Origin of the sequence: Gloeobacter violaceus PCC 7421 (assembly GCF_000011385.1) — a bacterium.
Classification (GTDB): Bacteria; Cyanobacteriota; Cyanobacteriia; order Gloeobacterales; family Gloeobacteraceae; genus Gloeobacter; species Gloeobacter violaceus.
In genome coordinates, this window is sequence record NC_005125.1 from 3,551,987 (window position 1) to 3,576,277 (window position 24,291).

The 24,291-nt window shown below is 61.3% G+C and carries 20 protein-coding genes and 2 pseudogenes; 10 read left to right on the forward strand and 12 right to left on the reverse strand.

Annotated elements, in window-relative coordinates; genetic code table 11:
- Positions 1 to 13: 13 nt before the first annotated feature.
- Positions 14 to 226: pseudogene (locus tag GLL_RS17270) on the forward strand (hypothetical protein); the annotation flags it as partial.
- 37 nt (positions 227 to 263) lie between these two features.
- Here the strand turns inward: GLL_RS17270 and GLL_RS17275 are convergent.
- Positions 264 to 620: a spore germination protein GerW family protein gene (locus GLL_RS17275; protein ID WP_011143335.1), complete on the reverse strand. Its 357-nt coding sequence runs from the start codon at positions 618 to 620 to the stop codon at positions 264 to 266.
- A gap of 184 nt (positions 621 to 804) precedes the next feature.
- Here GLL_RS17275 and GLL_RS17280 point away from each other — a divergent pair, with 184 nt between their 5' ends.
- Positions 805 to 1,302 (forward strand): hypothetical protein, encoded by a 498-nt coding sequence (locus GLL_RS17280; protein ID WP_011143336.1) that lies wholly within the window; start codon positions 805 to 807, stop codon positions 1,300 to 1,302.
- Between the two features lie 456 nt (positions 1,303 to 1,758).
- Here the strand turns inward: GLL_RS17280 and GLL_RS17285 are convergent.
- Positions 1,759 to 3,376 (reverse strand): annotated as a pseudogene (locus GLL_RS17285) (IS1634 family transposase).
- Here GLL_RS17285 and GLL_RS17290 point away from each other — a divergent pair.
- The 6 genes from GLL_RS17290 to arsM all read left to right on the forward strand — a co-directional run bounded on the left by GLL_RS17290 (position 3,269) and on the right by arsM (position 13,387).
- Positions 3,269 to 3,736 carry a hypothetical protein gene (locus GLL_RS17290; protein WP_231848480.1) on the forward strand — a complete coding sequence of 156 codons (468 nt, stop codon included), beginning with the start codon at positions 3,269 to 3,271 and terminating at the stop codon, positions 3,734 to 3,736. The pseudogene GLL_RS17285 and the gene GLL_RS17290 overlap by 108 nt on opposite strands.
- Positions 3,737 to 4,349: 613 nt before the next feature.
- Positions 4,350 to 5,255, forward strand: coding sequence for a ParB/RepB/Spo0J family partition protein (locus GLL_RS17295; protein ID WP_011143340.1), 906 nt, complete (start codon positions 4,350 to 4,352; stop codon positions 5,253 to 5,255).
- A 1,010-nt stretch (positions 5,256 to 6,265) separates the two neighbouring features.
- A complete protein-coding gene (locus tag GLL_RS17300) occupies positions 6,266 to 8,944 on the forward strand; it encodes a TonB-dependent receptor plug domain-containing protein (RefSeq protein ID WP_011143341.1) in 2,679 nt (892 codons plus the stop codon).
- Between the two features lie 131 nt (positions 8,945 to 9,075).
- Positions 9,076 to 10,074, forward strand: coding sequence for a TonB C-terminal domain-containing protein (locus GLL_RS17305; protein ID WP_164929269.1), 999 nt, complete (start codon positions 9,076 to 9,078; stop codon positions 10,072 to 10,074).
- Between the two features lie 18 nt (positions 10,075 to 10,092).
- Positions 10,093 to 12,315, forward strand: coding sequence for a hypothetical protein (locus GLL_RS17310; protein ID WP_011143343.1), 2,223 nt, complete (start codon positions 10,093 to 10,095; stop codon positions 12,313 to 12,315).
- A 100-nt stretch (positions 12,316 to 12,415) separates the two neighbouring features.
- A complete protein-coding gene (gene arsM, locus GLL_RS17315) occupies positions 12,416 to 13,387 on the forward strand; it encodes an arsenosugar biosynthesis arsenite methyltransferase ArsM (RefSeq protein WP_011143344.1) in 972 nt (323 codons plus the stop codon).
- A gap of 3 nt (positions 13,388 to 13,390) precedes the next feature.
- Here the strand turns inward: arsM and lysS are convergent, their stop codons facing one another.
- The 4 genes from lysS to GLL_RS17335 all read right to left on the reverse strand — a co-directional run bounded on the left by lysS (position 13,391) and on the right by GLL_RS17335 (position 16,856).
- Positions 13,391 to 14,884 (reverse strand): lysine--tRNA ligase, encoded by a 1,494-nt coding sequence (gene lysS, locus GLL_RS17320; protein WP_011143345.1) that lies wholly within the window; start codon positions 14,882 to 14,884, stop codon positions 13,391 to 13,393.
- Between the two features lie 344 nt (positions 14,885 to 15,228).
- Entirely contained in the window at positions 15,229 to 15,567 is a 339-nt protein-coding gene (locus tag GLL_RS17325; protein WP_011143346.1) for a hypothetical protein, read from the reverse strand.
- A 9-nt stretch (positions 15,568 to 15,576) separates the two neighbouring features.
- Positions 15,577 to 15,879, reverse strand: coding sequence for a hypothetical protein (locus GLL_RS17330; protein ID WP_011143347.1), 303 nt, complete (start codon positions 15,877 to 15,879; stop codon positions 15,577 to 15,579).
- A 38-nt stretch (positions 15,880 to 15,917) separates the two neighbouring features.
- Positions 15,918 to 16,856 (reverse strand): DMT family transporter, encoded by a 939-nt coding sequence (locus GLL_RS17335; protein WP_011143348.1) that lies wholly within the window; start codon positions 16,854 to 16,856, stop codon positions 15,918 to 15,920.
- Between the two features lie 110 nt (positions 16,857 to 16,966).
- On the opposite strand from GLL_RS17335, the gene GLL_RS17340 reads away from it, so the two are divergent.
- Together GLL_RS17340 and GLL_RS17345 are read left to right on the forward strand one after the other, a co-directional pair.
- On the forward strand, positions 16,967 to 17,872 hold the full coding sequence (locus GLL_RS17340; RefSeq protein WP_011143349.1) for a LysR family transcriptional regulator: 906 nt from the start codon (positions 16,967 to 16,969) through the stop codon (positions 17,870 to 17,872).
- A gap of 99 nt (positions 17,873 to 17,971) precedes the next feature.
- Positions 17,972 to 18,382 carry a hypothetical protein gene (locus tag GLL_RS17345; RefSeq protein WP_011143350.1) on the forward strand — a complete coding sequence of 137 codons (411 nt, stop codon included), beginning with the start codon at positions 17,972 to 17,974 and terminating at the stop codon, positions 18,380 to 18,382.
- Between the two features lie 16 nt (positions 18,383 to 18,398).
- Here GLL_RS17345 and GLL_RS17350 read toward each other — a convergent pair whose 3' ends face one another.
- The 6 genes from GLL_RS17350 to GLL_RS17375 form a co-directional block, all read right to left on the reverse strand.
- Positions 18,399 to 20,117, reverse strand: a complete 1,719-nt coding sequence (locus GLL_RS17350) for an electron-transfer flavoprotein:ubiquinone oxidoreductase (protein WP_011143351.1) — start codon at positions 20,115 to 20,117, stop codon at positions 18,399 to 18,401.
- On the reverse strand, positions 20,095 to 21,180 hold the full coding sequence (locus tag GLL_RS17355; RefSeq protein WP_011143352.1) for an electron transfer flavoprotein subunit alpha/FixB family protein: 1,086 nt from the start codon (positions 21,178 to 21,180) through the stop codon (positions 20,095 to 20,097). Before GLL_RS17355 ends, GLL_RS17350 begins: the two co-directional genes overlap by 23 nt.
- A complete protein-coding gene (locus GLL_RS17360) occupies positions 21,177 to 22,001 on the reverse strand; it encodes an electron transfer flavoprotein subunit beta/FixA family protein (RefSeq protein ID WP_011143353.1) in 825 nt (274 codons plus the stop codon). The genes GLL_RS17355 and GLL_RS17360 overlap by 4 nt, the downstream gene beginning before the upstream one ends.
- Before the next feature lie 193 nt (positions 22,002 to 22,194).
- Positions 22,195 to 22,656 (reverse strand): hypothetical protein, encoded by a 462-nt coding sequence (locus GLL_RS17365; protein ID WP_011143354.1) that lies wholly within the window; start codon positions 22,654 to 22,656, stop codon positions 22,195 to 22,197.
- On the reverse strand, positions 22,635 to 23,018 hold the full coding sequence (locus GLL_RS17370) for a phage holin family protein (RefSeq protein WP_011143355.1): 384 nt from the start codon (positions 23,016 to 23,018) through the stop codon (positions 22,635 to 22,637). The genes GLL_RS17365 and GLL_RS17370 overlap by 22 nt, the downstream gene beginning before the upstream one ends.
- A 7-nt stretch (positions 23,019 to 23,025) precedes the next feature.
- Positions 23,026 to 23,448, reverse strand: coding sequence for a DUF883 family protein (locus GLL_RS17375; RefSeq protein WP_164929270.1), 423 nt, complete (start codon positions 23,446 to 23,448; stop codon positions 23,026 to 23,028).
- Positions 23,449 to 24,291 lie beyond the last annotated feature (843 nt).

Here is a 24,291-nt window from a genome sequence, read left to right on the forward strand (position 1 = left end):
GCAAAGAACGACAGGTGCCGACACGACGCCTTTCGGCGGCAAAAGCCATGCCTACCCCGAAGAAGTGTTTATTGTCAGCGGCCGACTGTACGACCGGGCCTTCGATATGTGGCTGGAGACCGGGCATTATGCCAGCCGACCGCCGGGAGAAGCCCACGGGCCGTTCCTGATCGACACAGGCTGTGTCGTGCTCGAGTGCTCCTTTCCCAACAAAGCTGCCCGGTAAGCTTTTCCGACATGGTTCTTTGTGCAGGGGCGGGGAACTAGCGGGCGAGTTTGCGCCCGACGGTGAGCCCTACCAAAAAACCGATACCCAGAGCCGCTCCCAGGATCTTGTAATCCGCGAATGGAATAAATCGCGTACCCTCGGCGGTAATCTCCAGCGCGCCTGCAGGCACCGCCCCCATCCCACCGCCACCGCCACCGCCGGGAACGTCGGGCTGTTCGGCTTCGGCCTGCTGGGCACGGCCTCCGGCACCTGCTCCGAAGCCGTATCCAACGCGGGCCACCGGGACAACCGTCCGGCCTGCAACAGTAATCGGCGCTCCGTACACGGAGCGCACACTGGCTCCATCCTGCAAGCGTTCGCTGAAGCGGCGAAAAAGTTCCGTCAGGCTCATGATGATTCCTCCCCAAATTTTACTGGTGTGCTTCCCAAAAGCTAGCCCAGGACTCTGGGAGCAGACAGCTTTGCTCGCTGCAAGTCAGCGGGTCGCAGGCGTGGGCATTCTCTATACTGTGAGACTATCTTGCGCTGTCGGCCTGCTCATGTAGGATTCTAGTGAGCTACAGTTTTCAGACGCCATGGCACCGGATCACGACAACGATAAAAATCGTGAAATCGAAAAAGAAATCCTCCAGGGCCAGAAGTCTTCCCTGGCTGCTGCGATCGCCAGAGAAGGTGGCTCCTTCTTCAAAGGCGAATCCATTGTCCCGAAACTGGTACAGGCAACCATAGAGATAAATCTCTTTATAGACGCCCATGTTTGCGATTCTTCAGGGGCTTTGAAAGCCGCCTTGCTCAATCTGGTAGAGATGGAGAAAACACAGGTGAGTCGGCATATGGGCTCCCCCCTTACTGCTTTGCAGGAGATGCTGGAGGCGATTATCGGCAATCAACAACTTCTCTACGATCTTGTGAGGCAAGTTGATATAAAATGGGGACAAATTTACGGTGAGCGACCTCATTTTCAGCAGCCGGGTCATGCCCCGCATCTGGATGACGAATACACCCACGAATCGGTCCGCAAGCAACTTCTTGATCTGCTCGATAAAGTCATTGCTGCCCGTCGGCAAAATTAGACTTGTGCGCCTGAGTTCTCAATCAAGCTCAATCCTGGGTGGCGCAGTCCAGTGCGGTTTTGGTGGGAGGTTGTTTGACGGATTTGATTTCGAGCGAAGCGTCTAATCGAGGAAGAAGGGAACTGCAGTCCGCTAGAGGAAAACATCTCCTGTGTTTCTTTGTGTACAGCGCTTCTTCAACTGTCGCTCTGATCCGGTTACTGAATCTCCTTGAGAATCCAAAGCTTAGCGGAGCTTTGTTTTTTCTGGCATTTCTTGGTTTTGAGCCGACATTCCGCAGGTTCAAGCGTGATTGCTGGAATTTTCGCTTCTCACCGGAATGTCAGCCATAGCCCCTACCAGCGACTCATCGCTCCTGCGGCTCCTGCCGCTACAGGCGCAGTCTTTTCTGGCTTTTCAGCCTCTCTGTGCTCATAATTGTCTCTCGCCTCGCATGTATTTTCGTGCCTCCTCTGCTCAGCCCACCAGGTAGTAGCGCCCACATGCTTCGCCCAAAAGTTGCACCACCCGTCGCCGCTCCTCGTTGAGGTTCGACACCTGCCCGGCTCCTGCAACCTCCAGCAGATGCACCGCCTGGAAACTTTGGAAGATCCAGCGCAAGGTTGGGGTCGCTGTTGGCTTTTTCAGTTGGTTCTTCACCGTCGTTTGCGTTTCGGCTAGAGCCTGGCGCAACTGCCGCTGCCCGAGACTGTAGACCAACAGGCACAGCCCCATCACCAGGGCCAACGCCTCCACGCGCTCGGGCAACTTCAAGAACACGCTGGAGGTAAAAAACAGCGGGTCTTTGAGGAAGCGAAACCCCCGCTCTACCGACTGCTGGGCTTTGTACTGCGACAGCACCTGCGTGCTCGAAAGCCGCTCATGCTCCAGCACGTTGGTGGCCAGCACGAACTTGCTTGCCTGCGGTGTGCTGCTTCCCCTCGATGGCGCTTGGGTTGCGCAGCAGTTGGGCCGAGAGCAGCCACACCCCAGTCTTTTCGGGTCTGCTGGCTTTGGCTGGTCTACCGCTTTTGGGGTGACGCACCTGTGCTTGCGCCCGCACTGCCCCCAACAGGTGGTACTTCAACCCACCGGCGAAGCGTTCCGCCGCTGCCAGGGCATCGGCTTAACAGGCAAACTCCACCTTGCACAATTTGGCCAGTTCCTTGTTGGTCTTGGCGTCCGACTCGCCTAGTATCTTCTCGAGGGCGGCAAGGTCGCTTTTGCGCCGCTCGTCGCTTTCGACCACCACCCACCGCTGAACGACTTGCCCGTAAGTACTGCCCACCTCCACCACCCGATAGCCCGATTGGGCCGGGGCGAACTGCTCCTCTTTGAGCGCTGCAAGCACGTGCTTGACTGCGCTGAGAGTGGAGGGGACGCGGGTCAGCCAGTGCATCCCGGCTAACTCGCTGAGGTTCTGGGCACTGTAGAGAGCTGAGTCCACGACGAATAGGGCTTCCACGTCCCACTGAGCTTTAAAATCTTTGATTATCTGGGCGAAGACGGCCTTGTCGGCCTGATTGCCATCGCCCACCTGCAGATACAGCGGCACGTCCCCATCGCCGCTTGTGATCATGCTGAGCAAGAACTGCTTGAGGTCCGGGCGGTGATCCCGCAAATAACCGTGCGTAATCACAATCGGCTACGCTTCGTCTTCGGCGCGAGGTGCCACCCGTCCGTTTGGGGTGTACTCGCCATCGACATGAAAGAATGTTGAGTCCAGATGCACACTGTCGGTCTTGACGCCAAACTGCCGGGCCGCCTTGAGGGCCAGATGGACGAAGACTTTGGTGGTGCCCTCGTCGTAAAGCTTAGCGAGCACCCGGCCCAACCGGTCATCATTAAAATGCTTGGGCAGCACGCCTGGACCAATCAGGTGCTCAGTGGCTTTACCGACAAAGAACTGCTCGAACAGGTACAGCGGTGCCGAAACGCAGCCGAGGCCGTTGAGAATGAGGCCCTTGAGCACTTGGCCGCAGCTCACATGCTCCTGCGGATGGGTGCCCAGCAGCCGGTCAACTTCTTCAACCAGGCCGATAGAGTCGATGATTCCAGCGACGATGCCGAGGTGGTCGAGATTGTGAACCTGGATTTCAGCAGGAGGCTGGCTCATCCAACCAAAATACTTCAGCCGCTCTATCTACCTGCGGAATCCCGGTTTGAAGGCTTCGATGTCCAGTTCTCCGAAGGAGCGCTCGAACTGAATTTGCAGACCGGTTACAGCGATAGTCCTTCCCAGGAAGATGAAACGTTCGTGACGACCTTCGGCGCCAAGCTCGATTTGGGCGCGCCGCAGGTGGGGATTTCCCGCTTCGAGGACTGGAACGGTCCGGACTCGACCACCTACAGCGGCGGGGTGCAACTGGGCGACGTCGAACTGGGGGGTGCAGTACCAAGACAACGACCTTGGACCCGATCCACTCACCTACAGCGCTCGGTTCCCCGTTGGTGAGGATGCAGACATGCGAATTTACCACACCGACACCCCGGCATCGGAATTCGGGCCGGGCGACCAGACTACGGGTTTTGAGGTGCAATGGCAGTTTTGACCCTGCGGACGGCCACGGCGAAACGGTGCACCTTGACGGCAGAAGATAGAGGTCGTACTATCCATATTGGATACATCCAAGGTAGATATTTCGAGCGGTGTGGGTGGCCATCCGGTGTAGCTGAGAAGCGAGTTTTTTGAACTTCGACCAGGGGTTCGCCTACACCGAAGCTTGGTCCGAGTACACGCCGGTCTCAGGAGAAACCGACGGGTAAATGCTGCAGCTTGCAGTTTTTGCCAGTTTCTAGAAAGTTTGTCTTGGGATTGCTGTGGCCGATTGTGGTTCTAGAGATGCCCGATTGAACTTCACACGAACGGTTGCCGTCTTGATTGAAATGTCCATGGGAACAAATTTTTATATTGCCGGTCAGACTTGGAAGATCGCGAGCCCAACCTTCTATTCGACCGATTATTTCAATCAGAATCCCATCGGGAGTTACCCCCGGGCTCCCGGCAGCGCAATGGAATGAAGGCAAGGCTCTAGACCGCAGGCCAAATCCGCAGGGGAGGACCAGCGATGATGGGCAGCAAGCGCAGCATACATCCCGAGGAGAAGCTCAAGCTGCTGGAAGGTCCTCATACAGAAACCGTTGGTGGGTCGCTTCGCCTCGATGAAATCGTGGTGTGCTGCAGCCAACCCCGCCGCTTCTTCGATTCGGCCGCCATGGGCGAACTGATCGAATCGATCCGCCGGGTCGGGATCTTGCAGCCGCTGCTGGTCAGGCCTTTGGCGAACGGCAAATACGAACTGGTAGCCGGCGAACGGCGCTTCCGGGCGGCCCGGGCAGTGGGCTTGGAGGCGGTGCCGGTCGTGATTCGCCAACTGAGCGACACCGAGGCGGTCGAGCAGGCCCTGGTCGAGAACCTGCAGCGCGAGAGCCTCAATCCTCTGGAGGAGACCGAGAGCATCCTGCAGCTGTTGGCGCTCAAGCTCGGCAAATCGGAGGAGCAGACGGTCTCGCTGCTCTATCGTCTGCAGAACGCCTCGCGCAAGAAAACTACCCATAACGTTATAGGTAGTACCGAGGCCCAGACCGTCGAGGCGGTCTTCGCCTCCGTCGGCAAGATGACCTGCGAGTCCTTCGTCAACAACCGCTTGCCGCTACGCAACATGCCCCACGATGTTTTCAAGGCGTTGCGCGAGGGGCGGCTCGCTTACACCAAGGCCCGTGTCCTCGCCCAGGTCAAAGATCGCACCCAGCGGGAAATGCTGCTCAAGGAGTCTCTCCAACGCGACCTCAGCCTCAGCCAGTTGCGCCAGCTCATCAAGACCACCTGCGGCGCTCCTGAGCCGGAACCGTTGCTCAAGCGCCTGACCACCGTCTACCGCCGCATCAAAAAGCTCAAGTGGGAAGATCCGCTCAAACGCGCCCGCTTCGAAGCACTGATCACAGAACTCGATTCGCTCATCGGCGATCAATAGCGCTCTGTCGGTCTTCGTCAACGGCCCAATCCGCCCAGGCCGCTGCAGGAAGATGCGCATTTTGCCGCGCACGCTTCTGAGGCTGTACGCAAGCTCGAACGCAACAATTCGAAAGACGCTGCATGCGGGCTTGACCGGATGTGCCGCTGTCGATCTTCAAATTTGTTGTACGCAAAAGCAGCCGATTGCGTGATGCAAAAAAATTGTCGTTTTCAGAAAAATTGCTGCATCACTGTACGCAGCGAAGCGGTCGTGCGCCCGCTATTGCTAATCGAATTTGGTGAAATTTGCACGCATATGCCGGATGCATCTTCTCAACAATATTCTTACAATTATTCGCAAAAAAATGGGCGGAAAGATTACTCTTCCGCCTCATGGATTTCCACTTGTGGTCTAAAGATCATAGCATGGCTTTAGCAATTGAGCCTTTAATCTGCCCTTAAAATTATTAGAAACCTGGTGTCATCATAGTTTGTGTGTCTTTGAGAGTACCAAGTTGTTTTGGCCATATTTAACAGTATTCGCGGCTAAATGCTAAAACTTAATCTAGCTCAAATGCTCGCCAAACAAGCAATATAGGCGTTATCACCTGGATAAATAGTGTCAATAATCAAGTCGACAAACTCATAATCTCTAATCATTTTACAAATAACCAAACAAAAAATTTCGCCACATTGCTTTATCGCCTGTGCGCACGTCGAAAGCAAGTACTTTGCTGGATCGAGCCATGATTGGTCGTCGTGGATAACACACTAAAAAGCATTTATGGGCGGAGACGACAGCCAGACCTCGCAGTAAAAAATACAAATTTAAGACAATTGCTGGATTGCCGCAGCCGAAGCTAGTGGTTGTGTCGTTGTGATTGTTCGGTGAGCTACAAGTTTTTGTCAGCAAGGCTCTACTCTGTGATCAGCCGAAAAAGCTCTGTAGAATCGAACCAAAACATACATAGGATGCTTCCCGTGCACAACGGGGTAGAGCACCTATGAGCGGCAAGGAGTGGACGGATCATGATTACAAATCAGCGCCGATGGAGCGCGCAGTTTTTCGCTGCGGCTTTGATTCCTGCGTTGGCGGGAGCGAGTCTGCTGGGAAACGTCGCCCAGGCGAAGCCAGTCGAAACCTCATCCGAATATTCGAAAGATATCTTTGCGCGCGCGCTACCCACTGCCGGGAGTGTCGGTATCGAGGCGGCGAAAAAATTGCTGGAGAAGACCAGCAACGCAGCAGCCGATCTGCAGTACCGGCCGCCGCTTTGGGACTGGACCGCACCGGCGACGGTGCCGTCCGTCACCGCCCAGGCCACCCCGCCCGCCCCACCGGCTGCCCCGCCCGAGCCGGCGGCGGACACCCCGGACCAAGACGACGATGCCGCGGCCGGAGACATTCTCGACGAAGTGTCGGTGACCGCCACCCGCAGGCTCACCCGGGCGCGCGACACCACCGCGACCACCTACACCATCAACCGGGAAGACTTCCAGAAGCAGGGGGCCACCACCGTCACCGACGCGCTGCTGTTGGTGCCCGGCTTCGTCGGACAGCCCTCCCTGGGCGGTATCCGCAACTCCGGGGCCAACTTTTTGCGCGGTTTTGACGACCAACGCTTCCAGGTGCTCAAAGACGGCTTACCCTTGCAGCGTTCCTCCAACAACCGCACCGACGTCTCCCGCTTCCAGGTAGCCGACCTCGAACGGATCGAAGTGGTCACCGGCGGGGCGACGCTGCGCTACGGCTCCGGTGCGGTGGGCGGGGTGATCAACCTCATTACCGAGACGCCCAAGGGGCCGCCGAAGCTGACGCTCTCTTACGAAGCGGGCAGCTACGGATTTTCGCGCTACCTGGCCAAGTACGGCGGGGGCGACGACACCTTCAGCTACAACCTGGTCTTCACCAGCACCGTCGCTTTCAATAACTATCCCTTTTCTTACACCCTGCCCAACTCCGCCCAGTTCTATCCGCAGGGCACGATCGTGCCGAACCCCAACTTCGCCTCCGACCCGGAGAACCAGCCGGAGACGGTCGACCTGTTCGGTTATTTGCAGCCCGAAGTGGGACCGCCTATCAAAGTCCAGGGGGTGGCCGATGTGGCCTTCAACGCCAGCGACACCTACTCGGGCAAGCTGACCTTCAAGCCCGATCCGAGCAACCGGCTCACCTTCCGCGTCAGCCAGCAAAACAGCCGCAACGCCCAGAACGGGCCGGGGACCTACAGCTTCAGCAGCTGCTTCGGCGGGCCGAGCACCTTGCCCAACGGCACGTTGAATTTGGATCGCTTCTTGCCCCTGGACGCCAACGGCAACGAGGTCGCCTGCAGCCCCCAACGCTTTTTGGTCAACACCCGCTCGAACCTGTTGATCTTGGGGGGCTCCCCCTTTACTTACACCCGCTCGCTCTCGGGGGTGCCTCTGGCCCCCGGGCAGGCCTACCCGACGGCGGAGGGGGCGATTGGCACCATCGACTTTTTCGCGGTGACCAGCCAGTCACAAACGGAAGTGGCCCTGCAGTGGGACTACGACATCACCCCGACCACCAGCCTCAACAGCTACATCTACTACTTCAAGTTCTCCGGCAACGGGAGCGTCCCCCCCCAGTTCGGCGTCAACACCGACATCCTGGGCGGCGCTCCCTCCTTGTCGATCCCTCCGCTTTCCCAGCCTTTCTTCGAAGGCCAGCTCTTTGCTATAGAGTCGGTGCTCAACCACCGCTTCAGCCCCGGCGGCAACATCCAGTTTGGTGTGAACGTCCGCGAGGACCGTTCCTACCAGCAAAAAGCGGGCGGCAGCACCTTCTTCGATCGGGCCTTCACCCGCTCCTCGGTCTTCGCCATTGCCGACATCAGCTTCAGCGACCAGTTCAAGGCCAACCTGGGCGCCCGCTTCACCTATTCGAACCAGTACGGCACGGTGGGCACCCCGGCGGTGGGTCTGCGCTACACGCCCGCCAACTTCATCTCGTTCCGCACCAACTACTCCTACGTTTTCAATTCGCCCAGCCTGTCGGACCTGTTCGTGGGCAGTCCGCAAGGACCGTTCTTTCAGAACCCGAATCTGCGGCCTGAGGCGGGCGTCACCTGGGACGCGGGCATCGACCTCACGCCGGCCCCCAACGTCGGCATCCGCGCCACCTACTTCAACACCTACCTCGACGGGGTGATCAGCACGGTCGTCTTCCCCAACCCAGACTTCATCAGTTTCATCGCCACCCCCGGGTTTAACCCTTTGCTGCAGCAGCAGCGCAACCTGGCCAGCCGTTACGCCTCGGGCCTCGAGGTGGACGCCAGGTGGCAGGTGAATCCCGAGGTATCGCTGCGGGCGGTGTGGACGAACCAGGACGCGCGGCCCTACGGATTGAGTGACGATCCGACCCAGTCGACCTTTCCGTTCTTCTACGGATTCCAAGATCCGTTTATCCCCTTCAACAATGTGGTCGTCTCGGCCACCTACGCCAACAAGGGGCTGACGGCGACACTGCTGGGCCGCTACGACGGCGGCAAGCGGCGCTTCGCTTCGACGGAGTTCGTAGCCAACTGGTTCACGCTGGACTTGAACGTAGAAGTCCCAATCTCGTCGTTCTTTATCCTGACGGGCAGCGTCTTCAACATCACCGACAGCCAGTACGAGTCGATCGACGGGATCCCGGCGCCGGGGACAACCTTCCGGGTGGGTGGGCGCTTCGAAATCGGCGGCTAGCACCGCCCGCTATTGCTCCCCGACAGACCACGGCACCGACTGCCGTGGTCTGTCATCTTCAAAGCCTTTACAACCGGCTGGAAGTTGTTAAAGTGACGCGTAGCGATCCCGGCTCTGCGCGAGGAGGAAAGATGAACCCGGCCTTTTTCGTGTCGGTGGCCCTGGCGGGCTGGGTGAGCTGGATCGGGGTCGCCCTCGCCCAGGAAGCCCCCCCTGAAGTCAATTTGCGCGTCGAGCGCGACGCGGCGGCGGGCCAGAAGGTGCGTGACGCGGTGGTGGAGAACTGGCGGCTGCCTGCGAAACTTTATCAGGATGTAACCGCCCGTGTGCAGGCCACGGTGTTGCTCAGCGGTGCGCTGGTCAAACCGCAAATCAGCCTCGACGGGCTCACGGGCGACGAGCGCGAGCGCACCCGCCGCAGTCTCGAGGAGGCGATTGGCCGCACGGTCGTCTCGCTGCCGCCGGGGGAGGTCGAATTTACGATCTTGAGCCGGGCCAGTGCTTTTGAGGCAAACTGCTTTCCGCTCAAAGTTTATGTGCCCGCCGCCATGAAGGACAGCCCCGAGCCGGTGCCCGCCACGACCGTTAGCGGCCTGCGCGAGGGAGCCCTGCGCTGGAACCGGCGCCTGGTCAGACAGTCTGGGGGAGAGCCTATCGACGCTTTTGTGCTGGTGGACGATCCCGATCAGGCTCATGTGCGCGTCGAGGCGTTCGAGGACTACCCCGAGTACAGCAACTACCTTGTCGATCCCCAGACCCGCCGGGTGACCGTGCGCGTGCCGATTCGCGAACTGCGCTCGGGGTTGTTCGCGAGCGGCTTTCGCTGGTGGCACCCGGATGTGGTTACTCTGCAGACGATGTTCCAACTCGGGCGGTTGCTCAACCTGGAACTCTCTGAGGAGCAGGGCAACGCGCTCTTTGCGGGCACCCGGCGCTTCCTGACCTACCGCCCGCCCCTGGGTGTCACCGGGAACTACGCCGCGCGCGCCCTGCCGCAGAGCGATCACGTCGAGGCGCAGGGCCGCACCGACCGAGTGGCCAGCGACAGCCAGATCGAAGCAGCGATCGACACCGTCCGCAAGCATGCCTGCACCGCCCCGGCTGCCGAACAGATTCCCGACCCCCGCTAGCCCCATCTCCCCACCGTCATGCACATTCCACGCATTCCTGCTTTGATCCCCGCTCTGCTCGCCGCCTGGTTGGGCACAGCCGGGAACGCCGCCGCCGATATCGGCGGTTTTTTGATTGACCCCGCCGACCAGCAGGTTCACCGGCTGGATCTCGATACGGGCAGGGTTCTCGGGCAAACGCCGGTGCCGGTGGCGGACATCTACCACAACGCCGTGCGCACCCGCGAAGGACAGTTGCTCGTAGCCGGTCACAGCACCCTCAGCGTCCTGGACGGTACCACCGGCAAACTTGTGGCGACCGTGCCCCTGCCGGAGGCAATGGTGCCGGACGAGCGGCCGAACCGGCCCAAAAACGACGACGGCCTGCCCAGGGAAAAATTGCCGGTGCTCCAGCGCGCCGCTGCCGCTCAGTGGCGTCTATTCGGCCTCGACTACGAGGAGCGCACGGGGCTTGCCTATCTGGGGGTGCAAGATCCGCACGCGCACACGATTATCTACCGCTTCGAGCCGAAAACACGCCAGTTCGCCGTGCTCTCGACCTTCGTGGGGGTAGGGCGGCTTGCGGATCTGGCGGTGGCGGGCGACGGCTTACGCTTGTATGTCGCGGCGATAGAACTGCTGCCGGAACCGGCCGGGCGGATTTATCCCATCAACCCGCTTTCCGGCGAGCGCGGCGCGGCGCTGCCGATCGCCTTCGATCCGCGCCATACGCAAATGAGCTTGAGCACCGACGGCAATCTGCTCTACCTCATCGCCGCCGACCAAAGCGTCATCGTCGTCAATACCCGCTCCAACGCCGCCATCCGCCGCCTGCGCGTGGGCACTGAACTGGAAAAAAATGCCCGCATCGCCCGGGTGCTGCCCGCCGCCGACAACCGCCACCTGTGGATCCTCTACGACCGCGGGTTGCTCCTGTGGGATCCGTTCAAGGGCAAGGCGGTGCGCAAACGGACGCTGGCGGCACCGCCGCGCGACGTGTTCATGCACCCCGACTCGATGCACCTGTGGACGCTTCACGGCGGGCTACCGGGCCAGAATACCCACCTGCGCCGCTGGGACACCCTGGCTGCAGAGTTGCCGCAGCTCAATAAGTTTGACGGACCGGCGGGGGCGAGCCGGCTGTTGATGCCTATACTTGCTTCCGCGCTGCCCCCCACCGCCGCGCTGCCGAAGGTGGCCGTCGTCGGCTTCGAGACCGGCCAGGCCCGCGCCGGGGGCCGCTTCCCGAACGTGTCGGAGGTGGTGGCGGGCAGCCTGCTGCGCACCCGCCGCTTCGAGATCGTGCCGCCGCTGCAGATTAAGACGGTCCTCGATACCCTCGCCCTCAGCCCCGACCAGTTGCGCACGGGCGATCCGGAGGCGGTGCGTCAGGTCGCCTCGCTGCTCGGTGCCGATTATGTGCTGGTGGGCGAGCCGCTGCGCGTCGGGATGCCCGATCGCACCATCGAGCGGTTGGCAGGATTGTGGAATCCCTACATGCCCTTCGTGCTCTCGCAGTTGCAATCGCCCACGGTCGTTGCCCGGGCGGAGGCGTTCGACCGCGACGGCCATTCGACCTGGAAGGCGGAAGTCGCCAACCGCGACGACCCGTTTTTGAGCGGCAAAGTCGACAGCACCATGCTGGGCAATGCCCTGGTGATCACTGCCCAGGACGTCGCTAACCAGTTTTCGAAGGGTGCCCTGGCCGAAAACGGCAAGCCCGGCGCCGACCTGCCGCCTATCGCCCGCCACGAATCGCTCGCGTCCATCCACCGGGTGGCCCTGTTGGGGCCGGACTCGGCGCTCTACAACGAAAAGGCCAACCGGGCGGAGAGCCTTGGTCAGGTGCTCGCCGAAAAACTCGCCCATCTCGGTTGGGAGGTGAGCGACCCGGACGCCTCTTTTGCCCGCCTCGCCGAACTGGGGATCGAGCCTGCCCAACTGCTCACCAGCGACCCGAAGTTGCTCGCGCGTACCCTCGGGGTGGACGCGGTCATGCTCGGCCTGGTGCGCAGCAGCACCTACGTGAGCGGCGGCTTTTTGGGCCTCAGCCAGGGGGCCGCCGCCGAAGTGGTCCTGCAGTTCGAACTGATCGATCAACAGGGGCGGCGCCTGTGGAAGGATATCCAGGTGCGCACGCTACCCACCGGCGTTAAAGATAATGGTGCGGCCCTGATGCAGGCTACCAGCGCCATCGTCGAGCGGCTTTCGCAGGGGCTTACCGCCGGTACCGGCGGCACCCCGCGCAAGCTCAGCCCGTGAGGTATTGGTGTCGAGGCAAAACGCAGGCTCTCCGGTCTGGCGGCGCAATCCGGCTCGGGCCGTTTACCGTGGAGGGGACGGCACGACAGGGGTTTCGGCGATGAAAAGTTATCTCAAGACCACCGAGCAAGTTTACGAGCAGGCCGCCCTCACCCCCCAACCCGCCCTGTGCTGCGTGCAGCAGGCGCGTCCCCATTTGCCCGGGCTGGTGATCCCACCGGTCATGGAAGCGATGAACTACGGTTGCGGCAGCACCGTGCACCTGCAGGATTTTGCCGAGGGGCAACGCATGCTTTATATCGGGGTTGGCGGCGGCCTGGAGGCTCTGCAATTTGCTTACTTCGCCCGGCACCCGGGCGGGGTGGTCGCAGTCGATCCGGTAGCGGCGATGCGCGAGCAGGCCCGCCGGAATCTGCAGACCGCCGCAGCCCTCAACGACTGGTTCGAGCCGGATTTTGTCGAGTTGGTGGACGGTAGCGCTCTGGCGCTGCCCCTGCCGGACGGCGCGATCGACCTGGTGGCCCAGAACTGCCTGTTCAACATCTTCGAGCCCGACGATCTGCTCACCGCCTTGCAGGAGGTGCGCCGGGTGCTGGTTCCCGGCGGTCGCCTGGTGCTGTCCGACCCGATCGCCTCGCGGCCCATACCGCCGCACCTGCAGGCGGACGAACGCCTGCGCGCGATGTGCCTGAGCGGTTGCCTGCCTCTGGAGCAGTACCTGGGGTGCATCGTCGAGGCGGGCTTCGGGCAGATCGACATCCGGGCGCGCCGCCCCTACCGGGTGTTGGACAGCGCCCGCTACGGCCTGGACGCGAATCTGCTGCTGGAGAGTATCGAACTGGCGGCCTACAACGTGCCGGTGCCCGCGGACGGTCCGTGTATTTTCACCGGGCGCACGGCCATTTACACTGGCCAGGAAGAACACTTTGACGATCGGGCGGGTCACATCCTGCCGGTGGGCCTGCCCGCCGCCGTGTGCGATAAGACCGCCGACAAGCTCGCCCGCCTACACCACAGCGATCTGGTGATCACCGCCCCGACCTACCACTACCAGGGCGGCGGGTGCTGTTGAAGACTATTCCCCCGCCTCCGGCCGGAGGGTCGGAAAGGCGATCACATCGCGGATGCTCGGGCTGTCGGTGAGCAGCATCACCAGCCGGTCGATGCCGATGCCGACGCCGCCGGTGGGAGGCAGGCCGTGCTCGATGGCGGTCAGAAAATCCTCGTCGAAGGGGTGCGCCTCCAGGTCTCCCGCCGCCTTCGCTTTGGCCTGGGCCTCCAGGCGGGCGCGCTGATCGACCGGGTCGTTGAGTTCTGAAAAACCGTCGGCGGTCTCACGACCGTTGATATATAGCTCGAAGCGCTCGACCATGTTCGGCACCGAGCGGTGGGCCTTGGCAAGCGGCGAAATTTCGACCGGATAGTCGAGCACGAAGGTAGGTTGGGTGAGCTTCGCCTCGCACTTTTCTTCGAATAGCTGGTAGAGAATCTGGCCGACCGAGGCTCCCGCGGTTACCTCGACACCGACTGCTTCGGCAAGGCGGGCCGCCTTCTCGCCGTCGCGCAATCCGGCCAGGGCCACCCCGGTCATCTGTGCGACCAGATCGAACATGGTGATCCGCCGAAACGGGGCGCCCAGGTCGATCGTATTGCCCTCGCAGACCAGTTCGGTGGAGCCGAGGACAATGTGGGCCACCGCGCGCAGCAGGGTTTCCACCAGATCCATGATGTCGAAGTAATCGCTGTAGGCTTCGTAGATTTCGACGGTGGTAAATTCCGGGTTGTGGCGCGTCGAGATGCCCTCGTTGCGAAAGATCCGCCCCAGTTCGTAGACCTTTTCGAACCCGCCCACCACCAGCCGCTTCAGGTGCAATTCGGTGGCGATGCGCAAGAACATATCGAGGCCCAGGGCGTTGTGGTGGGTGGTAAAGGGCCGCGCCGCCGCGCCCCCGGCCTCGGTCTGCAGCACGGGGGTCTCGATTTCAAGAAAGCCCCGCTCATCGAGAAAGCGGCGAATTTCCCGCACAATCAGGGCGCGCTTGCGGAAGGTCTCACGCACGCCGGGGTTGGCGATCAGATCGAGATAGCGCTGACGGTAGCGCTTCTGGACGTCGGTGAGGCCGTAGTACTCAGAGGGCAAGGGCAAAATCGACTTGCACAACAGCTCGTACTCGTGGACGTAGACCGACAGTTCGCCGCGCTCGGTGCGGCGGATGGTACCGTGCGCCCCGATAAAATCGCCGGTGTCGGTGAGCTTGTCGAGCCACTTGAAGGCGTCGGCTCCCATGCTCTCGCGGATGCGCTTTTTGTCGAAATAAAGCTGGATGGTACCCGAATCGTCCTGGAGGCCAAAAAAGGCGACGCTGCCCAGCACGCGCCGGGCGACGATGCGGCCCGCCACCGAGACGGCATCTTCGACTTCCTGGCCGTTTTCGAGATCTTTGTATTTCGCCTGCAAATCCCCTGCCATGTGCGTGCGCTCGTAGCGGTACGGGTAGGGGTTTTGGTTGTGGACGCGCCACTGCTCGGCCTTCTCCAGGCGCGTGCGGCGCAAATCTTCCTCGGCCATGCTTCTCTCCGGCGTTCCCAGAGACTTATCGTAGCGTCTTCCGCCGGAGCTGCCGGTCGGGCTACGCCCCGAATGTTATGCCGTCGGTCTGTGAGCCAGGCTAACACGCGACTGCAAGCCGAGGATCGCTGCGGCTACTACTCAGTTCGCAGGCAGGGTCATTGCGCTACGAGATCCGATCTGCTCTTCGAGAGCGGATAGTCTCAAAAGGACTGCTCCGTATTTGTGATTCGATCTTGTCGATGATCTCGGCCAATTTCCTGGTTGCCGACTCCATTTGAGCGCACGCTTGTTGTGCACGAAGCCGAACTGCTTCTCTCGACTCGGGATCGGGCAAGTAGGTGTCACTCATCGAGCCTCCAGGTAAGCCGAATTTCCTCAACGCTGCGTTCTAGGGCCGCGAGACCGAAGCGCATCTCCATGGTACTTTGCAGCAACTCCAGCGTAGCGGTAGCAGGTAGAGGCTGCGATTCTGCTATGCGAAGCAACAAGTTTGTCAATCGCCTGTAGGGATCTGCAGCTCTTTGAGTGATGTTGTCCAGTTGTTCGAGACTAAGTATGAGTTCCGGGATTTCGCCATAGCGCTGGAGCAGGTTGAATTCGAGAGCTTTGGCAGAGTCAACAATGGCAATCAACCGCTGCAACAGGTCAAAGATCTCGCTTTCTTCCGGTAATCTCGCCATCGGCTCCGTTCACTGTTCCCGTTTGAGCCTGGCTTCTATGCGGCCGATCTCCAGCAGATCCCGGGGAGTGAGGTGGCTGGTGCGCAGTTCGTCCCCCGCCAACTCCAGGACCAAGCGTCCCTGGGACCAGACTTTGAGCTGATCCTGCCCTTTCTCGACGCGGTAGGGCTTTCCTTCGTAGACGCGCCGACCCTCGCCGTCCGGCTGCGGTGCCTCCTTGTCCAGCAGTCGCTCGATGATCTCCACAAATCCTCGGATCTTTAATCCGCACAGCCCACGCCCAGCGTCCGGCCTATCGGCAGAATTTTCCATTGTTTCGATGCAGCTTTACCTCTATTCTCGCTGCACTGTCACCGCTGCCCAATGAGCAACGCTACCCCACCGAGGGAAACCAGCACCCCCAGGATGGCCCGGTAACCGATTTTCTCGCCCATCCAGGCGGCAAAAGGCAGCACGAACAGCGGACTGGTGGCGCACAGGGTCTGGGCGATCCCTGCCGCCGTAAATTTGAGAGCCGTCTGCTGCAGCCAGATGCCCAGGAAGGTCGCTGTGAAAGCGGCAAAGCTGATCGCTCCAAGCAATTGCCCGAGTGACCACCCATCCTCGACCGGCGGCTGCTCAAGCCAGCGGCCGAGGGGTTGTCGTTTCAATCCCACCCAGACCAGCACGACGGCGAGTCCCCCACCCAGGCGCAACAGCGTGCTCCAGGCCGGGGTGATCTCGGTTTCCACCAGGGCCTGGCGGGCCAGCACCGCCCCGGCCGCCTGGCCCAAGGCCCCCAACACACCGCAGATCACCCCCCAGCGCCGGAATACAACTGCACTGGGTTCGGTAACCGGCAAACGGGTGGCCGTGCGCTCGCCAATCACCCAGGCTACCCCGAGCACGGTAAGCACCACGCCGCCCCAGGCCCAAAAGCCCAGCGCTTCTCCCAGGAAAAACAACGCCAGCAGCGCCGCAAAGGGCGGATCGAGCGTGCGCAACATCAGCGCCCGCCGCGCCCCCAATTGCTTCAGAGCTTCGAGAAAGAACGTATCGGCAAGACCAATGCCCACCACCCCACTGGCCAGCAGCAAGACCACAGCCTCAGGCCGATCGACCGCGAGCCCCACGCCCCCCAACCATAGAGTTGGAACCAGTAGCACCATGGCGATGGCGATTTTGATCAGGTTCAGCTCCAGGGGCACAATGCGTCTGCCCACCAGGCTCCAGATCACCGAACCGACCGCCCACAAGAAGGCAGCGGCCAGAGCCGCCAGTTCCCCCCGCAATGCCGGTGCCCCGTCCACGTTTGCTCCTGCCTTGCAACGATATCCTCAGCCTAGAAAGCTAGCTTTGATACGTCCAATACCTGTTGAATGGCTAATTTATATCTACGACATATCAATTTCTAACTCCCGTGGAACTTCGACACCTGAAATATTTCCTGGCAGTCGCAGAGGAACTGCATTTCAGCCGGGCCGCCGAGAAGCTGCACATGGCCCAACCGCCCTTGAGTCAGCAAATCCGGGCGCTGGAAACGGAACTGGGGGTGCAGTTGTTCGAGCGCACCCGCCGCAAGGTGCAGTTGACCGAGGCTGGGCGGGTGTTGCTCGAAGAAGGGCAGCTGGTGATGGCGCAACTGGAGCAGGCGGTGAGATCCACACAACGGGCCGCCCGCGGCGAGAGCGGTCGGCTTGCGGTCGGATTCAACAGTTCTGCGGCCTACAGCGTGCTGCCTGCGATATTGCGCGCCTACCGGCAACGCTTCGCAGCAGTCGAACTGGTGTTGCGCGAATTGACCACCGACCGGCAACTGTCGGAACTGCGCGACGGGCGGATCGACGTCGGTTTTCTCTATCTGCCCGTCGAGGATCCCGCCCTGCGCTGCGAGGTGCTGTTGAGCGAGCCGCTGGTGGTTGCCGTGGGCGAATTTCATCCGTTTGCGGGCGAGCAGAGCCTGGGACTGGAAGCTTTGGCGGGCGAGCCGCTGATTATCAACCCGCGCGCGGACGGTCGCCGCTTCTACGACCTGGTGACGGGAATTTTCGAGCAGGCGGGCTTCAAGCCGCGCGTCGCCCAGGAGGCGGTGCTCACCCAGACGATCGTGAGCCTGGTGGCGGGTGGTGTCGGCATTGCCCTGCTGCCCGCCTCCGCGCGCCAGTTTCAACGAGCGGGGGTAGTCTACAGACCGCTTCGTGAGCAGACCCCTCATCTGGAAGTGGCCGTCGCCTGGCGGGCGGAGCCCCCGGCGGTGGTGCGCGAGTTCGTGCGGGTGGCCCGGGAGATTGCCTTTGCCGCTGTCGCCGCCGGACAGTCTGTCTGACGGCAGGACGTTTTTCTGAGGCGGGTTCGGCCTGTGGCGCACAATAGGAGGAGCAAGGGAGGCGGCAATCGGAATGTACAGCCCCTTTAGGAGTGCTGCATGAGCGAACCGTGGCAACAGTGGTTGAAAGCTTTGACAGAGCGCCTGGACAACCAGATCAATTTGATGGCTGAATTGCGGGTTGGGCAGGTGGTCGCCAACCAGCAGATGGCCGTCACCCAGCAACAGATCGGTGAAACCCAGCGCCAGCTCGGTGAAACCCAACGGCAGGTCGGTGAGACCCAACGGCAGATCGGTGAAACACTGCAGCTAGTCGGTGAGACCCAGCGCCAACTGGCTGCTACCAACACGGCCGTGTTACAGCTCACCGACGCCTTTGGCCGGATTTTGCCGGTCATCGAGACCCAGCAGCGGCAACTGCAGTCGCACCAGGAGCGCATCGAGGATCTCTACCGTGCCCAGGGGCACATCCTGCGCAGGCTGTTCGGCGAAGAAGAACAGCAACCTTAAAGCCCGGCGATCTATGCTACAGGCCGTAGAAATCCGGGCCGGAGCCTTCGTAGGTCGGGTTGACCCGCAAATTCACCGACGGACAGACAATCTCGCAGGTGCGGCACTGGATGCAGTTTTCGAGGGACATACCGTGGACACGCACACCGCCCGCTTCGTCGATGCGGTGCACCTCGGCGGTGCAGTCGGCGATGCAGGGGGTGGGTTTGCCCAGCCGGTCGTAAACGGCGATGCAGCGGCGGCAGGTATCGGCATCGAATTCTTCGATGTGGCGGTTGCCCTCGTGGTAGCGAGGGGCCGCAAAGAAGACCGCGTCGGGACGGCTCAAGAGCGTCTCGGGCCGCGCCTGGGTGCTGACCGCCACAGCAGGCTGGGTGAAGGCCGGTTCGATATTCTCGTGGCAAGGGGTGTAGCGGAAGATCTTGTCGCCGCTGATGCGCCCCAGGATCAGTCCCAAAGCCTGGAACGTATCGGTGGAGCGCTGGATCGGTTTACCGAGACCGAATTTGAGACTGCCCAGCCAGGGGTGGCCCTGATCGACGCTCTGGCAGACGGCGGGCAGGTACTCGCCCAAAAGCCGGTCGTTTTCGAGAAAAGCCCGGCGGAAGTGGCGGCTCGCGTAAAGTTCCTGACCGATGAAACCGTCCATGACGGCACTTTTGTAGCGTTCGGTCAGACCTTCGAAGTTGCGGTCGACAAACGCGCCGTGCAACAGTTCGGCGGCGACGTAACCGGTCTCCATCGATTTGTCGAGACCGGAAAGACTGGCCGCATCGAGGACACCCAACGCATCGCCCAACAGCAACGCCCCTTCGACGCCAAAGCGGGTGGGCAGGCTGTAGTAGCCCCCCTCGGGGATCACCGCGGCGCCGTACTTGAGCAGCCGCCCGCCTTGGATCAGTTCCTGTATCCAGGGATGGGCCTTGAACTGTTGCAGGCGCAATTGCGGGTTGAGGTTGGGGTTTTTGCTGTCCAGGCTGATCACCAGGCCGATGGCCAGTTTCTTGTGGCCCAGGCCGTAGACGAAACCGCCGCTGAAGGTGCCGTCCAGAATCGGATAGCCCAGGGTGTGCCAGACGACGCCCCGACAGTCGAGGTCGACTTCCCAGACTTCTTTGATTCCCACCGACCACAATTGGGGATTGGGGCGCAAGGCGAAACGCTCCACCAAGTCTTTGGAGAGGAATCCCTTGTCGCCGAAGCAGGTGAATTCGGCGAAGATGGCATCCTCGAACACGTCGCCCGAGGCGCTCACCCGCACACCCGCGACCCGCTGGTCCTCGTAGAGGATCTCCTGGGCGGCGAACCCCGGAAAGACGTCCAGCAGAACGTTCGGAAGCTCTTTGGCTTTGGCCTGCAGTTGCTCCGCCAGCCAGCGGATGGCATGGCTCAGGGTCAAGATGGCGTGGCCCTCTTTGCGAAAACCTTTGGGTACGATGGCGTGGGGCAGATCCCAGCGCTCCTCGGAGCCCAGCACGCTCAGGTGGCTATGGGTGACATAGCCCTCGATTGGAAAGCCGTTTGTCTTGAAGTCGGGGAAGACTTTTTCGAGGACGTGGGTCTTGGTGAGCGCACCGCTGACGATGTGGGCGCCGAACTGGGCGCTTTTTTCGACCAGGGCGATGGTGAGGGGCAGGCCGCTTTTGCCGGCCAGATCCAACAGGCGGTGGGCAAGGATCAGATTCGAAGCGCTGCCCCCGACCAGCAGCAAATCATAGCGAATGGGTGGCGACATGGCTCGTGTCCGGGGTAGAGGTCTTCTGGAGTTTGAGTTGGCGGATGAGTTCCGGGATGACCTGGTGGAGATCGCCCACGATGCCGTGGTGGGCAAATTTAAAGATTGGGGCGTTGGAGTCTTTGTTGATGGCCACAATTGTGGCCGATTTGTCCATGCCGACCCGGTGCTGGATGGCCCCCGAGATGCCGCAGGCGATATAGAGCTTCGGGCGCACGGTCTTGCCCGTCTGGCCCACCTGGTGGGCGTGGGCGATCCAACCGGCGTCCACCGCCTTGCGCGAGGAACCCACGGCACTGTTTTCGAAGCAAGCGGCGAGCTGGTACATCAGGGCAAAACCCTCGGGATTGCCCAGACCGTAGCCCCCCGAGACGATCACCTCGGCGCCCTGCAGTTCGACCTGCTCGCCCAGCGAACGCAAGGTCTCGGCGACCACCAATTGCAGATCCGCGCTTTCGAGGTGCACCGGGACCGACTGGACCACGCCCGTGCGGGTGGCGTCGGGAGCGAGCGGCACCATCACCCCGGAGCGCACCGTGGCCATCTGGGGATTTTTCCAGGGACCGAGGATGCGGGCTTTGAGCGATTCGCCGAAGCTGGGACGAATGGCGTAGAGACAGTCGGGGTAGAGACCCACCTTGCTCGGATCTTGGGCGTTGGTGTGCTCGTAGGGACCGATGTCGAGTTCTGTGCAATCGGCAGTCAGCCCCGTCTCGAAGTAGGCGGCGATGCGCGGGGCCAAATCCCGGCCGGTGGTGGTGGAACCGAACAGCACGATGTGCGGAGGGGTGTCCATCGCCGCGATGAGATCGATGAGCACCCGCCGGTAGGGCAGGGTGCGGTAGGTGGCCAGTTCCGGATGCTCCGCCACGTAGACCCGGTCGGCCCCGTGGGCGACGAGCGTCTCGGGCAGTTCTCCCACCGAATCGCAGGCTACGAATGCCGCCAGTTCCGCCCCGAGTTTATTGGCCAGCATCCGGCCCGCTCCCAACAGTTCAAAGGCGACCGGCCGGGCGCAGCCGTCCTCCTGTTCGACAAAGATGAGGACTTGTTTGGTGCTCATTGCTTCACAAGCTCCGGTGCAATCACCTGGGCGGCAAGCAAATCGTCTACCAGTTGCTGGAGAGGCTTGCCCTGGTAGAGGGTACAGTTGCCGCCAATTTCGCCGACTTTTTCGGTGGCGGCCACGATTGTAGGCGAACCTTTGAGGCCGCAGCGGACCGGGTCGGCGCCAATGTCGTCGAGGTTGACGGTGCGGATAACCCGCGAGCGCTCCGCTTCGTCGCGCTGCAGTTGCTGGACGCGCCGGGCGCCGCGCAGGGTCTTGTAGGCCAGGCGGGGGGCGGAGTTGGCGACGGTGACGACTGCCGGCAGAGGACAGCGCACCGTCTGGGCGCCGCCTTCGATGACCCGGCGGGCGACGATCGCACCTTGAGCAATTTCAAATTTTTCGCAGTAGGTAATCTGGGGAACCTGCAGCCGCTCGGCCAGTTGCGGGCCGACCTGGGCGGTGTCGCCGTCGGTAGTTTGCAACCCGCAGAAGACCAGATCGAACGCTCCGGCGTAGCGGACGGTGCAGTAGAGCGCGTAGGCGGTAGCCAGGGTGTCCGAGGCGGCCAGACGCCGGTCGCTCAGCAAGATGGCCTGATCCACACCGTGGGCGATGGCCTCGTAGAGCACCTCGACGGCCGGGGGCGGACCCATGCTGATCGCCGTCACCGTGCCGCCGTAGAGGCGGCGGACAAATAGCGCCGCTTCGAGGGCATAGCGGTCGAAGGGGTTGAGCATGCGCTTGGCTCTGGCCCGATCGATCGTCCCGTCCGGGTTGATGCCGGCCTTGGCACCCTGGTCAGGAACTTGCTTAATCAGTACAAAAATGTTCACAAGAATGAATTGGTATAGAGACTGGCTCTCGCGGCTTGATACTATCTCGATCCCCTTGCGATCGTGGACTTCATCACGATTTTTCTAGAATCTGCAGAAAGTACCGCCGGGCTGGTTCGGTCGCCCGGCGGTATGGCTCACAAAAACGTGCCCGTCCGGACCGTCCGGACGGGCAGCCCATCGAGTGGTCGGTTCAGCGGCGCTCCGGGGCGCCGTCGAAGAACCGCTGGGCCAAGTAGCGCGATCCCTCGCGCAGAGCCATGGTCGCCAGATTGGTCACCACCGTTGCCACCAGAGTGGTTTGGCCGGTTTCCTTGATGAGTTGCTCCTCACGGCGGTTCGGCTGCGGACCGTCGGCCTCTGCCTTCGAAGAACGCCCCCCGGAGGCCCGCGCGCCGCCAGGAAGGGCAAATCCCGCCACCACCCCGGCTGCCGCCGCAAGGGTCGTCATGGCCAGTGGGTAGCGGTAAACCCATAGACGCCAGCTCATATTGGCGCGCAACTGCTGCTGGATGAGCGTGGTGGTCTGAGAAATTTCGGCGCGGGTGCGCCGAATGTCTTCCTCAGCCGGCAGTTCGGGAGTGGAGACGGGCTCTGCTGTCCTCGCGGTCCCGTTGCCATTCTGCTGGTAGGTTATTGCTTGCGAGTCAGCCATGCGATGGTCTCCTGGGTTTCTTCTCTGGTGCGGCCGAGTTGGTCGATTTTGCCCAGACGTTGCACCGATGAAAGGGCAATGAGCGCACCGCCGCCCAGAAACAGCGCGGCGACGATCAAAGCGGCAAGCCAGGGGGCAAGCCAGATTTCAAGCCCGCGGATCAAGGCCAGGCCGACGAAGGCGACGCCGAGAACGGCAAGGGTGCCGCCGATTACGATACCGCCGGACTGCGTGGCGAATTTTTTGCCGTCGGCCGCCAGTTCCTGGCGGGCCAGGCGTAGATGGGCCGATAACAGCTGCTCAACCTGCGAGACGAGTTGGCTAAGCAACAGGCCAAGGTTTGCTTCGGATTGCCGCTGCATGTTGCCGTTACCTCCGCAACAGGCGGGCGATCACAAAACCAACGCCAAAGGCAATCCCGAGGCTGGCCAGGGGCTGCTTGCGGATCGTCTCCGTCAACTGGTTGCCCAGATCGTCGACCTTGGCCTTTTCAAGGTACTCTGCTCCCCGGTGCAGACCACCGGCCACCTTTTCGGTGACTTTGCCGGTTTGAGAGCCGGACTCGCCGTAGCCTTCGAGCTTTTGAGCGAGATCATGGAGCTTGCCGGCGGTTTGATGGAGGGCATCGTCGATGCGCTCTTTGACCTGAGCCTGGTCGGTGTGCTCACTCGCGGGCGGTGGCTGGCGATGGCCGGTGTCGGGAATTTCCTTCGCCGACTCGTTGGTGCCCGCACTCGGCTCGTCGTGGGGCAAGTATGAAGAAAAATCGCCGTAGTTGGGCTTGTTTTCCATGGGGGTATCCAAACCTTGCTCTAGTATGCCTAGCATAGGAATATGCACCACCAGAAGCACTGACCAAGAGGGTGAAATCTGCTCAGCCGCAAGGCGGATCTTGGCTGCTGATGCCGAATCCGGTTGAAACGGCATGGTTTAAATCAAATGTATAGCTCACGGAAGGGGAAAACGGTTCCCGGTTCCCGATTGATTTAAAAACTTTATTGGGACACAAGCATAGGGATTGGTCGATATTCCTAAGACAGCATGCACAGTCCTACCCAAGAATCTCACTTGTGCTCGAAAAATCTTTATTTACCCATCGGGAACCGGAAAAAACCTTACATTTTGAGAAATGAATGACCATGGTCGCCACCCGTCGCCCACCGCCCAAGTTGCACGCCAAAGGTTTCGGCCGCAAGCCGCTCCGTTGCGCTGCGCCTGACCAGAAGCCCGTCAGCCACCAACTGCATGGGGCGCTCCTTAAAGCGGCCCGACTCGCCGCGCATCCGGCGTAAGGGGGGCAACCCATCACCGCTACGATCACCGGCGCAACCATCGCGGGATGTCTGGTCCGCGCTGACCGTGCTCGATGAGGCCGGACACTTCGGCGGGGTGGAAGTGCGCCTCCTACACTCCCCAGACAGCAAGCCGGTGTTGCAGTTCACAGCCGATTCCAAATCTCCCCCTTCAGGATGCCCAGCAAGACGCCCCAAACCCATCCACGGGAAAAGCAGCATCCAGCCCCGTCCGCCCGTGAGGCATTTTAAGGGGCGGACGGGATGCTGGAAAGCCCATCAGCGGCGCATCTGCCATCTCGCCCGTGCCCATGGACTCACCGTCAGCGAACTGGCTCGCCTC

Bases quoted from the DNA above. Each gene is read 5' to 3' on its own strand.
- GLL_RS17275 (WP_011143335.1), bottom strand. From the start codon at position 620: ATGAGCCTGACGGAACTTTTTCGCCGCTTCAGCGAACGCTTGCAGGAT.
- GLL_RS17280 (WP_011143336.1), top strand. From the start codon at position 805: ATGGCACCGGATCACGACAACGATAAAAATCGTGAAATCGAAAAAGAA.
- GLL_RS17290 (WP_231848480.1), top strand. From the start codon at position 3,269: ATGCTCCTGCGGATGGGTGCCCAGCAGCCGGTCAACTTCTTCAACCAG.
- GLL_RS17295 (WP_011143340.1), top strand. From the start codon at position 4,350: ATGATGGGCAGCAAGCGCAGCATACATCCCGAGGAGAAGCTCAAGCTG.
- GLL_RS17300 (WP_011143341.1), top strand. From the start codon at position 6,266: ATGATTACAAATCAGCGCCGATGGAGCGCGCAGTTTTTCGCTGCGGCT.
- GLL_RS17305 (WP_164929269.1), top strand. From the start codon at position 9,076: ATGAACCCGGCCTTTTTCGTGTCGGTGGCCCTGGCGGGCTGGGTGAGC.
- GLL_RS17310 (WP_011143343.1), top strand. From the start codon at position 10,093: ATGCACATTCCACGCATTCCTGCTTTGATCCCCGCTCTGCTCGCCGCC.
- arsM (WP_011143344.1), top strand. From the start codon at position 12,416: ATGAAAAGTTATCTCAAGACCACCGAGCAAGTTTACGAGCAGGCCGCC.
- lysS (WP_011143345.1), bottom strand. From the start codon at position 14,884: ATGGCCGAGGAAGATTTGCGCCGCACGCGCCTGGAGAAGGCCGAGCAG.
- GLL_RS17325 (WP_011143346.1), bottom strand. From the start codon at position 15,567: ATGGCGAGATTACCGGAAGAAAGCGAGATCTTTGACCTGTTGCAGCGG.
- GLL_RS17330 (WP_011143347.1), bottom strand. From the start codon at position 15,879: ATGGAAAATTCTGCCGATAGGCCGGACGCTGGGCGTGGGCTGTGCGGA.
- GLL_RS17345 (WP_011143350.1), top strand. From the start codon at position 17,972: ATGAGCGAACCGTGGCAACAGTGGTTGAAAGCTTTGACAGAGCGCCTG.
- GLL_RS17350 (WP_011143351.1), bottom strand. From the start codon at position 20,117: ATGTCGCCACCCATTCGCTATGATTTGCTGCTGGTCGGGGGCAGCGCT.
- GLL_RS17355 (WP_011143352.1), bottom strand. From the start codon at position 21,180: ATGAGCACCAAACAAGTCCTCATCTTTGTCGAACAGGAGGACGGCTGC.
- GLL_RS17365 (WP_011143354.1), bottom strand. From the start codon at position 22,656: ATGGCTGACTCGCAAGCAATAACCTACCAGCAGAATGGCAACGGGACC.
- GLL_RS17370 (WP_011143355.1), bottom strand. From the start codon at position 23,018: ATGCAGCGGCAATCCGAAGCAAACCTTGGCCTGTTGCTTAGCCAACTC.
- GLL_RS17375 (WP_164929270.1), bottom strand. From the start codon at position 23,448: ATGGAAAACAAGCCCAACTACGGCGATTTTTCTTCATACTTGCCCCAC.